Source organism: Massilia aerilata (assembly GCF_042656905.1).
In the GTDB taxonomy this organism is placed as follows: domain Bacteria; phylum Pseudomonadota; class Gammaproteobacteria; order Burkholderiales; family Burkholderiaceae_D; genus Telluria; species Telluria aerilata.
This window is the reverse complement of record NZ_JBHSMZ010000024.1, coordinates 189,468-203,344: the sequence shown is the minus strand read 5'-3', so window position 1 is coordinate 203,344 and position 13,877 is coordinate 189,468. Positions and strand designations below refer to the sequence as shown.

General features: G+C 64.7%; 11 protein-coding genes. 7 read left to right on the top strand and 4 right to left on the bottom strand.

What is annotated here, in order from left to right; translation table 11 throughout:
• The first annotated feature begins 64 nt into the window (after window positions 1–64).
• From ACFPO9_RS24375 to ACFPO9_RS24365, 3 genes are all read left to right on the top strand, one after another.
• Entirely contained in the window at window positions 65–505 is a 441-nt protein-coding gene (locus ACFPO9_RS24375; protein ID WP_379776560.1) for a GNAT family N-acetyltransferase, read from the top strand.
• A gap of 76 nt (window positions 506–581) precedes the next feature.
• A complete protein-coding gene (locus ACFPO9_RS24370) occupies window positions 582–1,820 on the top strand; it encodes a cyanophycinase (protein WP_379776114.1) in 1,239 nt (412 codons plus the stop codon).
• Between the two features lie 62 nt (window positions 1,821–1,882).
• Window positions 1,883–2,569 (top strand): hypothetical protein, encoded by a 687-nt coding sequence (locus ACFPO9_RS24365; RefSeq protein WP_379776112.1) that lies wholly within the window; start codon window positions 1,883–1,885, stop codon window positions 2,567–2,569.
• 2 nt (window positions 2,570–2,571) lie between these two features.
• Here ACFPO9_RS24365 and ACFPO9_RS24360 read toward each other — a convergent pair whose 3' ends face one another.
• Window positions 2,572–3,630: an alpha/beta fold hydrolase gene (locus ACFPO9_RS24360; protein WP_379776109.1), complete on the bottom strand. Its 1,059-nt coding sequence runs from the start codon at window positions 3,628–3,630 to the stop codon at window positions 2,572–2,574.
• A 125-nt stretch (window positions 3,631–3,755) separates the two neighbouring features.
• Between ACFPO9_RS24360 and ACFPO9_RS24355 the strand changes: the two genes are divergently transcribed.
• The 3 genes from ACFPO9_RS24355 to ACFPO9_RS24345 all read left to right on the top strand — a co-directional run bounded on the left by ACFPO9_RS24355 (window position 3,756) and on the right by ACFPO9_RS24345 (window position 6,607).
• Window positions 3,756–5,180, top strand: a complete 1,425-nt coding sequence (locus ACFPO9_RS24355; protein ID WP_379776106.1) for an IgA Peptidase M64 — start codon at window positions 3,756–3,758, stop codon at window positions 5,178–5,180.
• A 73-nt stretch (window positions 5,181–5,253) separates the two neighbouring features.
• Window positions 5,254–5,841, top strand: coding sequence for a hypothetical protein (locus tag ACFPO9_RS24350; protein ID WP_379776103.1), 588 nt, complete (start codon window positions 5,254–5,256; stop codon window positions 5,839–5,841).
• Window positions 5,842–5,995: 154 nt separating this feature from the next.
• Window positions 5,996–6,607, top strand: coding sequence for a hypothetical protein (locus tag ACFPO9_RS24345; protein ID WP_379776100.1), 612 nt, complete (start codon window positions 5,996–5,998; stop codon window positions 6,605–6,607).
• A gap of 160 nt (window positions 6,608–6,767) precedes the next feature.
• Here the strand turns inward: ACFPO9_RS24345 and parC are convergent, their stop codons facing one another.
• Both parC and ACFPO9_RS24335 read right to left on the bottom strand, forming a co-directional pair.
• Complete coding sequence (parC, locus tag ACFPO9_RS24340) at window positions 6,768–9,116, bottom strand: DNA topoisomerase IV subunit A (RefSeq protein WP_379776097.1); 2,349 nt, start codon at window positions 9,114–9,116, stop codon at window positions 6,768–6,770.
• 91 nt (window positions 9,117–9,207) lie between these two features.
• Window positions 9,208–11,208 carry a DNA topoisomerase IV subunit B gene (locus tag ACFPO9_RS24335; protein ID WP_379776094.1) on the bottom strand — a complete coding sequence of 667 codons (2,001 nt, stop codon included), beginning with the start codon at window positions 11,206–11,208 and terminating at the stop codon, window positions 9,208–9,210.
• 252 nt (window positions 11,209–11,460) lie between these two features.
• Here ACFPO9_RS24335 and ACFPO9_RS24330 point away from each other — a divergent pair, with 252 nt between their 5' ends.
• Window positions 11,461–12,414 (top strand): gamma-glutamyl-gamma-aminobutyrate hydrolase family protein, encoded by a 954-nt coding sequence (locus ACFPO9_RS24330; RefSeq protein WP_379776091.1) that lies wholly within the window; start codon window positions 11,461–11,463, stop codon window positions 12,412–12,414.
• Here ACFPO9_RS24330 and ACFPO9_RS24325 read toward each other — a convergent pair.
• Window positions 12,411–13,775: an ATP-binding protein gene (locus tag ACFPO9_RS24325; RefSeq protein WP_379776088.1), complete on the bottom strand. Its 1,365-nt coding sequence runs from the start codon at window positions 13,773–13,775 to the stop codon at window positions 12,411–12,413. The genes ACFPO9_RS24330 and ACFPO9_RS24325 overlap by 4 nt on opposite strands.
• Between the last annotated feature and the right edge of the window lie 102 nt (window positions 13,776–13,877).

The window sequence follows — 13,877 nt, the reverse complement described above, 5'->3', positions numbered from 1 at the left end:
CGCTCGCCGCGAACGGCGCTAGAATTGGTTTTTTTACCAGAGTCACCGATCCACGCCGCCCATGATGCACACTACCAACGACTCAAATTTCCAGGTAAGTACGGATCGCACGCGCTTGGACGTGCCGATGATTTATCGCTACCTCAGCGAAAACTCGACCTGGGCCGTGGGCATTTCGCTGACCGTGGTCGAGCGCTCGATCGAAAATTCGCTGTGCTTCGGCGGCTACCTCGACGGCCGCCAGGTTGCCTTCGCGCGCGTGGTCACGGACTATGCCACCTTTGCCAACCTGTGCGACGTGTTCGTCATTCCGGAATACCGCGGGCGTGGCTATGCCAAGCAGCTGATCCGTGTCGTCATGGAGCACCCGAGCCTGCAGGGCTTGCGCCGCTTCACGCTCAACACGGCCGACTCGCATAGCCTGTATGCGCGCTTCGGATTCACGCCGCCGAAATGCCCGGACACGATCATGGAGCGTTACTCCCCGAACATTTATCTGACCTGACTCGGCTCAACACGGCGACAGTCCTTCACAATCAGGCTTAGGATTGTTCCATCAGTCAAGATTGGGAAGGGAACCCATGTTCCGGATTGCACGCCGTGTCGTCCTCGCCTGGCTGGCGCTCGCCAGCTTCCAGTGTGCCCTGGCCGCGCCGGGGAGTGCGGCATCCTCCAACGCGACGCCTGCCAAAGGATCGCTGGTCATCATCGGCGGCAACCTGCGGCCGGGTAACGCCCCGGTCTGGGAGCGCATATTGCAGCTGGCTGGCGGCAAGGAGGCGCGTATCGCCGTGTTCGCCTCCGCCGCTGGCTATCCCGAAAAATCCGGCAAGTTCCTGGTCGACCGCCTCAATGCCTATGGCGCCAAGGCCTTTTTCGTGCCGGTGGCCGTCAAGCTGGCCGGCAGCGATTACCACGCCGCGGCCGACGATCCCAAGCTGGCCGAACTGGTGCGTTCCGCCAGCGGCGCCTTCTTCGCCGGCGGCGACCAGAGCCGCATCACCAGCGCCCTGCGCCACGAAGACGGCAGCAATACCCGTGTGCTCGACGCCCTGTGGGACATGTACCGGCGCGGCGGCGTGATCGCCGGCACCAGCGCCGGTGCCGCCATCATGAGCAGCACCATGTTCGGCCGCCCGCGCGCCGTGCTCGCCACGCTCAAGCTGGGCGTCGAGGACGGCAAGGAAATCACGGATGGCCTGGGCTTCATCGGCGACGACGTCTTCATCGACCAGCACCTGCTGGTGCGCGGCCGCTTCGCGCGCATGCTGCCGGCCATGCTGGCCAAGGGCTACAAATTGGGCCTGGGCATCGACGAGGACACCGCCATGGTGGTGCTGCCCAACCGCGACGTCGAAGTGATCGGCTACAAGGGTGCGCTGGTGCTCGACCTGGCCGGCGCCAGCGCGCGCGAAGGCGCCTTCAACGTCAGCAACGTGCGTGTCAGCTACCTCGACAATGGCGACCGCTTCAACATCCTCACCCACGAATTCACACCCTCCGAAGACAAGGCCGACGGCAAACTCGACCCGTCACGGCCGTATTACCGCGAGCCCCTGTTCACCGCCGACATCCTCGGCAACAGCACGGTGGTCGACCTGATGAGCAAGCTGATCGACAGCGACCAGCCGGAAGCCATCGGCATCACCCTCGGCAGCCCGAACGGCGTCCAGCCCGACCTCGGCTTCGAGTTCCGCTTCACCCGCGCGGCCGACAGCGTCGGCTACTCGTCGGCCTCGACCGACGCCTATTCGATCTACAAGCTGCGCCTCGACATCCGGCCGATCCTGATCCGGCGTCCCATCTACCAATACAAGTAATTGCATAAAAGAAAATACTGGGATAGATTGTTGTTCTGTTATCTATTCCGGGTTGGCTTGCCATGCATTTCGAAGTTCCCAAAGCAAAGAAGTTCAAAGAGTTCGGCGGCGAGTACGTGATGATCGTCATTAGTATCCTGACCGCGCTGGCGCTCGAGCATGGCGTGCAGAGCTGGCATCACCGCCACCTCGCACATGAAGCGTCGGACAAGATGAATGCCGAACTGCGCCTGACCATCAAGGAAGTGAGCGCGGCCCTGGCGCACAACGAGATGAAGCGGCAGGCACTTCACCAGACACGTGATCAACTGCTGGCAGGCATACGCGCCAAGACCAGCGATGCCGAGCTGATGAAGCGTTTCGAGCAGGAGTGGGCGGAGAAGATGCGTCTGGACATGGACACGCCCACCTTGCACCGCGAGGCCTGGGATGCGGCGGTTGCGAACCAGGCCGTCACCTGGCTGCCACGGGAGCAGCTGGAAAATTATGCAGCTGCCTACGGCGCCCTTCGCGACACAAGCGCCTACACCCAAAGCGGCGCGCTGATGTTCCTCGACACACCGCGGATGCTGGACACCTTCAGCAAGGCGCGGATGGGCACGGCGAATCCGCAAGAAATTTATCTGCTTGCAGACCGCATGGCCACCGCCTACGACAACCTCGATGGCAACCTGAAGAGCCTGAACAAGCTGCTGCAAGCCGTGGTGGAAGAACAGGACGGCGCCCACGCCGCCAAGCCGAAGCCCTGAATTCAGCGGCAGTCGCCGATCTTCTTCAACATCCTGTACTGCGCCTCCACCATGGGCGGATTCGGATCGTGGCCGGCACGCGGCACCAGCACGAATTCCTTGCGCGGCGCCTGAATGAAATCGAAGTAGCGCCGGCTCGGTTCCGGCATCGTCAGCAGGTCCTGCTCGCCCTGCAGCATGTAGATCGGCAGCTCGAACTTCGGCCCCAATTGATAAAGGTCGATCTTCGAGGCGATGCCGTCGCCCTTCAGGCCGACGAATTGCAACCAGGAATAATCCTCGCCCGCCGTGTAGTCGGCGTCGTATTTGGCGGTGGCGTACTCCGGCGACGGCGCCCACCAGGATTTCGGCGCCGGCGCCGTGCTGATCGCCTCGTACTTGCGCATGATGCGGCGGATGATGCCGGGGTTGCGCGGGTTGGTCCAGGGCGGCGGACCGATGCCTTCCAGCTTCCCGATCGAATCGGCATCGCCGGCCGCGCGCGCCAGCGCCAGGGTCGCATCGTAGCTGCCGCGCTGCGAGAGCGCGTTGCCGACCACTTGCGCGGTGCTGACGTAGCCGCAGAACATGGCCGGATTCGACTTCGCCATGTGCATGCCCAGCACCGAGGACCAGGAGCCGCCCATCAGGATCACCCGGTGCTTGCCGAAGCGCCGGGCCGCGTAGCGCGCCACCTCGACCCCATCGTCGCGCAATTGTTCGAGCACCAGCAGGCTGTCCTCGGCCGGCGGATTGCGTCCATAAGTCATGCCGGCGCCGCGCTGGTCCCACTGGACGATGGTGAAGTCCTTTTCCCAAGCTTTATAAACATTGTCGGCCCAGGGCGTGGTCGGATTGCCGGGGCCGCCATGGACCAGTACGAGGACGGGGTTGGCGCAGCTGCTGCCCTTGATGCGCACCCATTGCTCCATGCCGCCGATGCGCACGAAACCTCTTTCGTCGACGGCTTTGCCGGCCGCGGTGCAGACGCTGTCGGGGAGCAGGCCGAAGGCCGGCGCTTGCGCCTGAGCCGGGAGCTGGAGGAACAGGAAGGGCAGGACAGCAAGAAGGTGGCGCGGCATGGTGTGCTCCGATAGGTGATGGCCGCCATTCTTGCTTGAAAAGCATGCCGGGTCATCCTGCGGAAAATGACAGGGACAAGGTGGCCAGGATTACAATGCGATGATTCTCAGCCGCAAGGAAGATCATGTCCCTCGCTTCGAAACGCCTGCTGTCCGCGCTGTTTGCCATCGCCTGCAGCATCGGCGCCGGCGCCGCCCATGCCCAGCAACCCGCCACCGTCCGCCTCGACTACACCCACAGCGGCAACACCCTCACCGAGCAATACGCCATCGAACGCGTGCTGATCGAGCCGCTGCCCTGGCCGGGCGATCTGTCCCAACCCTTCGACAACAGCAACCGCGGCAATAACCGCCTGGAAGTGGCGGATGCGAAGACCGGCGACCTGCTGTACTCGCGCGATTTTTCGACCGTGTTCGGCGAATGGAAGACGACCGAGGAAGCGAACAAGCTGAGCCGCGGCTTCCACGAATCGGTGCGCTTTCCGAAGCCGGACCGCCCTGTGCGCGTGCGGATCCTGAAGCGCGACGAGCGCAACGCATTCTCGGTGGCCTGGAGCGTCGAGGTCGATACCGATGCCCAGGAAGTCGTGCGCAGCCAGCCGCCGGCGCCGGCGAAGCCGATGGCCATCCGCGTCAGCGGGCCATCGCCGCAGAAGGTCGACCTGCTGATTCTCGGCGACGGCTACACCCGGAAGGACATGGCGAAGTTCGAAGCGGACGCGAAGCGGCTCTCTCAGCACCTGTTCGAGGTGTCCCCGTTCAAGGAGCGGGCCAACGATTTCAATGTCTGGGCGATGGCGGTGCCGACCCAGGAATCGGGCATCACGCGGCCCTCGACCGGCGTGCACCACGCCTCGGCACTGGGAACGCGCTACGACATCTTCGGCAGCGAGCGGTACGTGCTGACCCTGGACAACCGTGCGCTGCGCGACATCGCCCAGTACGCGCCCTACGAGTTCATCGAGATCCTGGTCAACAACGACACCTATGGCGGCGGCGGCATCTTCGGCCAGTTCAGCACGGCCGCGGCCAGCAACGACTGGGCGAATTACCTGTTCGTACACGAGTTCGGCCACCATTTCGCCGGCCTGGCCGACGAGTACTACACCTCGCCGGTGGCCTACCAGTCTAGCGGCGCGCGCATGGAGCCCTGGGAGCCGAACGCGACCGCGCTGCGCGACCCGGCCAAGCTGAAGTGGAAGAAGCACGTGCAGGCCGGCACGCCGCTGCCGACGCCATGGCCGAAGGAAGAGTACGAAGCGTATTCGCGCGAGTACCAGAAGCGGCGAGCGGCGCTGCGGGCGGCCAACCGTCCGGAATCCGAGATGAGCGCGCTGTTCCGCGAAGACCTGGTGCACACGAAGGAACTGTTCTCGAAGGCGCAGTACCGCAATGCGATCGGCGCCTTCGAGGGCGCGAACTACGAGGCCAGCGGCTATTACCGTCCGGCCATGCAGTGCATCATGTTCGACCGCAGCGAGCAGTTCTGCCCGGTGTGCCAGGACGGGATCAGCGAGATCATCGACTTGTACGCGCGCCCGACCAGATAGTGTGCGTAGGCGAACAGATGGCGGGGACGCTGGCTCCTATGCTCGTTGCTTACTTAAAGCAACGGGAATCATCATGAACAAACTCCTCGCCATCCTCATCGGCAGCCTGCTGGCGGTCTCCGCCCAGGCCCAGGTCAACTCCCAGGCGCAAGCCAAACCCCAGCCGCGCGAGCAGGCCGGCAGCAGCGCCAACACGGCGCCGATCGGCCAGGCGGTGTCGGGCCATAACTCGACCGCGGCCGGCGTCTCCGGCACCGGGCTGCACACCGACGGCAGCGCCACCACCGGCAGCGCGCACGGCGCCACCGGCCTGCAGGCGGCGGGCGTGAACAGCGCCGGCCAGGTCACCGGCAAGAGCACCGCGGTGGTCGGCGTCGATCCGCAGAAGGCGGACAACGTCAACGCCCAGGCAACCAACACCACGGCGCCGAACAGCACCGCGGCGGACGCCAGGGCGTCCGGCGGACGAGGCAAGGCCGGCACCAAGGCGGAGCAGGAAGTCCGCAAGTCGAACACGAAACGGGTCAAGACGCCGCCGGGATCGCGCCTCAAGACCAAGCAGTCGACCGAGGCGGGCCGCGAAAAATACCAGGAAGTTAAGGAAAAGTCGGACCGCAAGGCGGCCAACCGCGCAGCCGGCGGCGATACCGAGAACCGCTGAAAAGTTTTGTCACAACTTTAACAACGCTTCCTCACGCTGCGTGCGCTGGCGAACAGAGTAAGTACAGGCAGAGCGCCTATTCTGGCAACTCGAATTAATAAAAAGTCATGGCGCACCCGCGCTGTCTCACCATATACGGAATAGGAGAATTACCATGAATAAACTGCTCGCTACCCTGATCGCCGGCCTGTTCGCCACCTCGGTGTACGCCCAGACCCAAGCCCAGAGCACCAGCTCGACCGGCGTTCCTGCCACCAGCACCGCCACCGGCATGACCCCGGCCACCGGCACCGCCGTGACCCCGGCCGCAGGCACCACCGTGGTCGGCACCCAGTCGACCGGCACCTCGGGCATGGCTGGCCAGACCGCTGGCTCGACCGGCAACGCCGGTGCCGACAAGGACATCGCCAAGGCCAACCAGAAGGAAGCGAAAGAGATCGCCAAGCAGGACGAAAAGATCTCGAAGGCAACTGCAAAAGCCAACGAGAAAAAGGCCAAGGCCCAGCAAAAGGCCGACAAGAAAATCGCTGACGCCAACGAGAAAGTGACCAAGGCGGATCCGGAAGACAAGGCCAAGGCATCGGCCAAGGCCGAGAAGAAAATCGCCGAAGCCAACGCCGACGCGCACGAGACCATGATCAAGGCCGACGAGAAGGCCCAGAAGAAGATCGTGGACGCCAACGCCGACAAGGCCAAGGCCCAGAACAAGGCTGCTGAGAAGACCGGCAAGGCCATGGCTGAGGCGCATAAGGACGCTGCCAAGTAATTCAGTGGCAGGCGATTGAATGTGAAAACGGACCCGGTTGGGTCCGTTTTCACATCGTCGTTCCCGCGCAGGCGGGAACCCAAGTTCTGAATGGGTGTTGTTAGCGCGTACAACTTTGGTCCCCGCCTTCGCGAGGACGACGTTGACACGCTAGCGCTTATCAGGCCTCGCCCAGCACGCGCATCGCCAGATCCTTCGCCTTCAGCTTCGCCGACAGCGGCTTGCCCTTGCGCGCCCGCTTGCCGAAGTGCGGCTCCAGCCCGACTCCGAACAGCTCCACGGTACGCGGCTTGTCGCCGGCCCAGGTGCCGTTGACGTTCAGGCCTTTCGGGCTGATCGGCTGCGCGGCCAGCAGGCTTTCCTTCGGCTCCAGCTCCATCAGCGTCACGCCGCGGCCGCCGTTGGTCAGCACCTTCATTTCGTCGATGCCGAACACCAGCACGCGGCCCTTTTCGGACAGGCAGGCGATCGCGCCGGCGTTGTCCGCCACCACGCGCGGGGCCAGCGGCACGGCGCCCTCGTCCAGAGTGATGAAGGACTTGCCGCCCTTCAGGCGGGTCGCCATGTCGCCGGCCTTGGCGATGAAGCCGAAGCCGGTGGAAGTCGACAGCAGCAGGCGCGTGTCCGCATTGCCGGCGAAGTAGTACAGGATGCGTCCGCCGCCCGACAGGTCGACCAGGGTCGTGATCGGGACGCCGTCGCCGCGCGCGCCCGGCAGCGCGGCCACCGGCACGGAGTATGCCTTGCCGTTGTCGCCGATGCACAGCAGGTTGTCGACGGTGCGGCATTCGAAGACCTTGCCCAGTGAATCGCCGGCCTTGAAGGTGAACTGCGCCGGATCGTGGCCGATGCCGGTGCGCGCGCGCACCCAGCCCTTCTCGGAGACGATCACGGTGACCGGCTCGTCGATGATCTTCTGTTCGAGCACGGCCTTCTGCGCTTCTTCGATCAGGGTGCGGCGGTCGTCGCCGAATTGTTTCGCGTCGGCTTCGATCTCGCGGATCACCAGGCGCTTCATGCTGGACGTGTTCTCGAGCAGGTCCTCGAGCTTTTCCTTTTCGCCGCGCAGTTCGGCCAGCTCCTGCTGGATCTTGATCGCTTCCAGGCGCGCCAGCTGGCGCAGGCGGATCTCGAGGATGTCCTCGGCCTGGCGCTCCGACAGGCGGAAGCGCTCGATCAGCGCGGCCTTCGGCTCGTCCGAATTGCGGATGATGGCGATGACTTCGTCGATGTTCAGCAGGACCGTCTCGCGGCCTTCCAGGATGTGGATGCGGTCGTTGACCTTGCCGAGCCTGAACTCGGTGCGGCGGCGCACCGTCACGAAGCGGTAGTCGATCCACTCCTGCAGGATCTCGGACAAGCCCTTCTGGCGCGGACGGCCGTCGCCGCCGATCATCACCAGGTTGATCGGCGCCGAACTCTCCAGCGAGGTATGCGCCAGCAGCATCAGCATGAACTCGGCCTGGTCCTGGTTCTTCGACTTCGGCTCGAACACCAGGCGCACCGGGGCCTCGCGGCCCGATTCGTCGCGCACGGCGTCGAGCGAACCGAGGATGGTCTGCTTCAGCGCCAGCTGCTCGGGCAGCAGGGTCTTCTTGTTGGGCTTGAGCTTCGGGTTGGTCAGTTCCTCGATCTCTTCCAGCACGCGCTGCGAGGAGCAGCCCGGCGGCAGTTCGGTGACCACCGCCTGCCACTGGCCGCGCGCCAGTTCTTCGATCTTCCAGCGCGCGCGCACTTTCATCGAGCCGCGGCCGGTGGCGTAGATGTCGGCGATGTTCGAGGCCGGGGTGATGATCTGGGCGCCGCCCGGATAGTCCGGTCCCTGGATCAGCGTCATCAGCTCGGCATGGGTGATTTTCGGATTGCGGATCATCGCCACCGCCGCCGTCGCCACTTCGCGCAGGTTGTGCGAAGGGATCTCGGTGGCCATGCCGACCGCGATGCCGGAGGCGCCGTTCAGCAGCAGCATCGGCAGGCGCGCCGGCAGGGTGCGCGGTTCCTGGACCGAGCCGTCGTAGTTCGGCTGGAAGTCGACCGTGCCCATGTCGATTTCGTCCATCAGCAGGCGCGAGATCGGGGTCAGGCGGGCCTCCGTGTAACGCATCGCCGCGGCGCCGTCGCCGTCGCGCGAGCCGAAGTTGCCCTGGCCGTCGATCAGCGGGTAGCGCAGCGAGAAGTCCTGGGCCATGCGGACCAGGGCGTCGTACACGGACTGGTCGCCGTGCGGGTGCAGTTTACCCAGAACGTCGCCGACCACGGCCGCGGATTTGCGCGGCTTCGCGGTGGGGCCCAGGCCCAGCTCGCTCATCGCGTACAGGATGCGGCGCTGCACCGGCTTCTGGCCGTCGGACACGTCCGGCAGCGCGCGGCCTTTCACGACCGAGACCGCGTAGTCCAGGTAGGCGCGTTCGGCGAAGGTGGAGAGGGTGAGCGTTTCGGCGTCGTCGCCGCTGCCGCTGCCGCCATCGCCGGGCGGCGTCGTTTGTTCAAAAAGGCTTGCTTGGGTCATTTTGTTTGTTCGTTTCGTTCGGCGTTCGTGCGTGGGCGGAGGCCGCCCACCCTACGTAGGGCGGGCACCCTGTGCCCGCGTCACGTGCGTATCAAATATCCGCTTCGGTTTCGTTACCGTGCTCTTCCAGCCACGCGCGGCGGGCGGCGGCTTCGCCTTTACCCATCAGCATGTTGAAGCGCGCCGACGATTCGGCCAGGTTGTAATCGCCGAAGGCCACCGGCAGCAGGCGGCGGGTGTCCGGGTTCATCGTGGTTTCCCACAGCTGTTCGGCGTTCATCTCGCCCAGGCCCTTGAAGCGGGAGATGCCCCACACGCCTTCCTTCAGGCCTTCCTTTTTCAGCTTGTCCTCGATCGCCAGCAGTTCGCCGCCGTCCAGCGCGTACAGCTTCTGGATCGGCTTCTTGCCGCGCGCCGGCACGTCGACGCGGAACAAAGGCGGACGGGCGATGCAGACGTGGCCGTTGCGGAACAGGGCCGGAAAATGTTTAAAGAACAAAGTGAGCAGCAGTACCTGAATATGGGAGCCGTCGACGTCCGCATCGGAGAGGATGCAGATCTTCCCGTAGCGCAGGCCGGACAGGTCGGGATTGTCGTCCGCGCCGTGCGGATCGACGCCGATCGCCACCGCGATGTCGTGGATTTCGTTGTTGGCGAACAGGCGGTCACGGTCGGTTTCCCAGGTGTTCAGCACCTTGCCGCGCAGCGGCAGGATGGCCTGGAATTCCTTGTCGCGGCCCATCTTCGCGGAACCGCCCGCCGAGTCGCCCTCGACCAGGAACAGTTCGTTGCGGGTGATGTCGGTCGATTCGCAATCGGTGAGTTTGCCCGGCAGGACGGCCACGCCCGAGGACTTCTTCTTCTCGACCTTCTGCAGCGAGCGCAGGCGGCTTTGCGCCTGCTTGATCACCAGCTCGGCCAGCTTCTTGCCGTAGTCGACGTGCTGGTTCAGCCACAGTTCGAGCGGCGGCTTGGTAAACGTCGAGACCAGCTTCACGGCGTCGCGCGAGTTCAGGCGCTCCTTGGTCTGGCCCTGGAACTGCGGGTCCAGCACCTTTGCCGACAGCACGAACGAGACGCGCGCGAACACGTCTTCCGGCAGCAGCTTGACGCCCTTGGGCAGCAGCGAGTGCATCTCGACGAAGTTCTTCACGGCGCCGAACAGGCCGTCGCGCAGGCCGGATTCGTGGGTGCCGCCGCTGACCGTCGGGATCAGGTTGACGTAGGATTCGCGCACCACGGCGCCTTCCTCGGTCCAGGCCACGACCCAGGCCGCGCCTTCGCCTTCGGCAAAGCCTTCATCGCCTGCGGCGGCATATTGCGCGCCTTCGAACAGCGGGATCACGGTCTGGCCCTGGCCCACGGTCTGGGCCAGCGCTTCGGTCAGGTAGCCGCGCAGGCCTTCGTCGTAGCGCCAGGTTTGCACGTCGCCGGTCTTGCCGTTGGTGAGCGTGACGGTCACGCCCGGCAGCAGCACGGCTTTCGAGCGCAGCAGGCGCTGCAGCTCGGTCATCGGGATGTTGGGCGAGTCGAAGTATTTCCCGTCTGGCCAGGCGGTGACGCGGGTGCCGTTCTTCTTGCCGCCGCGCTCGGGTGGAGCGGAGCTCAGGGGCTCGACCACGTCGCCGGCTTCGAAGGCCAGGTGGTGCACGCCGTTGCCCTGGTCATCCTTGCGCCAGACGGTGATCTCCAGGCGCTTCGACAGCGCGTTGGTGACCGACACGCCGACGCCGTGCAGGCCGCCCGAGAAGGCATAGGCGCCGCCCGAACCCTTGTCGAACTTGCCGCCCGCATGCAGGCGCGTAAACACGATCTCGACGGTCGAGACGCCTTCCTCGGGGTGGATGCCGACCGGGATGCCGCGGCCGTCGTCTTCGACCGTGATCGAGCCGTCCGGGTTCATCGTCACGGCGATGTTCTTGCAGTGGCCGCCGAGCGCCTCGTCCGAGGCGTTGTCGATCACTTCCTGGATGATGTGCAGCGGGTTTTCGGTGCGCGTGTACATGCCCGGGCGCTGCTTGACGGGCTCCAGTCCCTTGAGGACCCGGATGGATGATTCGCTGTAGTCGGTTGCGGTTTTCTTGGTGGCCATGCTGAATTTGTGTAATCGAATGCCTGCGCATTCTATCTTGTCGCGCGGCAATAAGGACGCACAGCGACGTGGCAAAAGGCGCCAGTGTCGGTGCTTACGCGCGTTTTGGGAAGAGTGGCTGGCGCAACACTGTATGGAAATACAGTATTTTTGCCTGTCGTGCGGAAGTTTGCAAGCACTGAATCGTCAGAATCTGCAGAATGTGCCAATGCGGCGAATCGTGCGCGCCTATGGCAGGGCTATAGTTATTTCATGGCAGAGGACAATGAAAATCATGAAACTGCCGGCCCGCCGCGCGTGCCGGACCGGCGCGCCACCGGGGGCGGCTCGCGCTACCTGCGGCAGGGCGACACCCCCCTGAACCTGGCCGGCCGCGTGCTGCGTTCGCGCTGGCGCGCCCTCAGCGACCGCTTCAGCCGCGACTTCATGCGGCGCACGCTGCGCATCGGGGTCTCGGCCCGCATCTTCCATCCGGAGCCCGGCTCGACCGGCCTGCGCAGCAAGAACCTGCAATACCTCGAGGAGTCGATCGCGCAATGGGTGATGTCGCGCGACGTGCTGGTCTTCATGGTGCCGACCGTGAACACCGGCGGCCTGCTGCATCCCTCCAACATCACCATGCGCCATTACGCACGCCACCTGGACGGGCTGGTGCTGCAGGGCGGGGCGGACGTCTCGCCGATGACCTATGCGGAAGCGCCCACGCGCCCCGAATGGAACGGCGACCGCGCGCGCGACGTGTACGAGCTGGAACTGCTGCACGAATTCGTCGACGCCGGCAAGCCGGTGCTGGGCATCTGCCGCGGTTGCCAGCTGATCAACGTCGCCTTCGGCGGCACCCTCTACCAGGACGTGGCCACCAACGTGCCCGAGGCCCAGGCCCACGTCCACGAAGACTACGACGCCCACCGCCACGCCATCGTGTTTCCGCAAGGTTCTTCGCTCGGGAAGATGTTCCCGGACCAGAAGCGCCCGATCGTGAACTCCATCCACCACCAGGCCGTCAAGGACCTGGGGCGCGACATCCACGTCGAGGCGATGTCGGACCCGGATGGGATCATCGAAGCGATCCGCTACCAAAGGGCGCCGTTCGTGATGGGGCTGCAGTGGCATCCGGAGTTCCACCGGGCGAAGGGGACGGAGCTGCTGGATTGTACGCCGGTGCTGGATGAATTCCTGCGGGCGGCGCGCGAGACGCGGCTTTAGGGCTGCTGCCCGGCCAGCTTCAGGCGTACCTCGAACTGGCTGCCATGGCCGCCGCTGCTGGCGCTCACGCTCCCGCCATGCGCCTCGACCAGGCTTTTTACCAGCGCCAGGCCCAGTCCGAGTCCGCTATTCTTGCTGTCCGATGAGCGTTCCGCCTGGGTGTACAAATCGAAGAGATGGGGCATCAGGTCCGGCGGAATGCCAATGCCGTTGTCGGACACGCGCATCAGCAGCCAGCCGTCGTCCGACTGCATGCTCAGCTCGATCCTGCCGCCATCGGGCGTATAGCGGATGGCATTGCCGAGCAGGTTGGCGACGATCTGGACCAGGCGCGTACGGTCGCCCTCGACGGTCCAATCCTGCAAGGCATCCGGCTGGCTGACGGTATGTCCCTTGGCACGCGCCGCCGGCGCGTGCTGCTCGAACGCCGCGTCGACCACCTCGCGCATGCCCACCGGGGCGCGGCTGATCGACACCAGGCCGCGGCTGACACGCGAGACGTCCAGCAAGTCCTCGACCATGCGGCTCATGTGGCCGGTCTGGCGCTTGATGAGCTGGCCGAGCCTGACGCCCTGGCTGGGGTTGTCGGGACTGCTTTCGAGCAAGTGCGCCGCCATCGATACCGCCGAGAGCGGGCTGCGCAATTCATGGCTGAGAATGGAAAGGAACTCGTCCTTGCGGCGGTCGGCCGATACCAGCGACTGCGCCTTTTCGTTCAGGAGCACGTTCAAGGCCTCGACCTGGCGATTGGTGGCTTCGAGGCGGGCGGACATTTCCAGCAGTTCGGCCTGCTTGGCCTGCAAGGCAGCCAGCGCGTCGGTCAGCTCGCGGTTCTGCTGATGGGCTTCCGACAGCGCGACATTGCTCGGCAACTCCCCCAGCTGCGACAAGGCCGTGTCGATGGCGCCCGCATCCAGCACCGGCGCCTGGGCCGCAAAGGCTTTTACCAGCACGATATGGGTGCCGTGGCTGCCGCTGTCGATATCGCAACGGTCCATCAGGCGGCGCGCGGCCGGGATGCCGCCGCTTTTGACACCATGCGAGGCGCCGTCTTCCCCCAGGATGCGGTCGAGCGTGGCAATGCCTGCGCCCTGGTCGTCGATGGTGACCACCAGCGCCTGGCGCGAACCCAGGCGCCCGATGAAGAAACGCACCTTGCCCCCGGCAGCGTAGACCAGGGCATTCCTGGCAAGTTCGGACACCGCGGTGGCGATACGTGTCTGCTCGTGATGGCCGAAGGCGCACAAGTTCGTGATCTGGCGTGCGCGCAAGCGCGAAGCAATGACGTCGAGTTCACTGCGGACACTTACCGTCAGCAGATGATGGAGTGGAGCGAACTCTAAGGGGAAAGGCTCAGGCATTTCCGGCATTATCCGCTACGGCAGCCAGAAAGTGTCAGAAACTTGCCGCACCTCATATCGCAAGAGTGCTATAGTCGATCGGTTATGCACCCCGAAACCGAT

Coding starts and splice junctions, on each gene's coding strand:
- ACFPO9_RS24375 (WP_379776560.1), top strand. CDS start 65: ATGCACACTACCAACGACTCAAATTTCCAGGTAAGTACGGATCGCACG.
- ACFPO9_RS24370 (WP_379776114.1), top strand. CDS start 582: ATGTTCCGGATTGCACGCCGTGTCGTCCTCGCCTGGCTGGCGCTCGCC.
- ACFPO9_RS24365 (WP_379776112.1), top strand. CDS start 1,883: ATGCATTTCGAAGTTCCCAAAGCAAAGAAGTTCAAAGAGTTCGGCGGC.
- ACFPO9_RS24360 (WP_379776109.1), bottom strand. CDS start 3,630: ATGCCGCGCCACCTTCTTGCTGTCCTGCCCTTCCTGTTCCTCCAGCTC.
- ACFPO9_RS24355 (WP_379776106.1), top strand. CDS start 3,756: ATGTCCCTCGCTTCGAAACGCCTGCTGTCCGCGCTGTTTGCCATCGCC.
- ACFPO9_RS24350 (WP_379776103.1), top strand. CDS start 5,254: ATGAACAAACTCCTCGCCATCCTCATCGGCAGCCTGCTGGCGGTCTCC.
- ACFPO9_RS24345 (WP_379776100.1), top strand. CDS start 5,996: ATGAATAAACTGCTCGCTACCCTGATCGCCGGCCTGTTCGCCACCTCG.
- parC (WP_379776097.1), bottom strand. CDS start 9,116: ATGACCCAAGCAAGCCTTTTTGAACAAACGACGCCGCCCGGCGATGGC.
- ACFPO9_RS24335 (WP_379776094.1), bottom strand. CDS start 11,208: ATGGCCACCAAGAAAACCGCAACCGACTACAGCGAATCATCCATCCGG.
- ACFPO9_RS24330 (WP_379776091.1), top strand. CDS start 11,461: ATGGCAGAGGACAATGAAAATCATGAAACTGCCGGCCCGCCGCGCGTG.
- ACFPO9_RS24325 (WP_379776088.1), bottom strand. CDS start 13,775: ATGCCTGAGCCTTTCCCCTTAGAGTTCGCTCCACTCCATCATCTGCTG.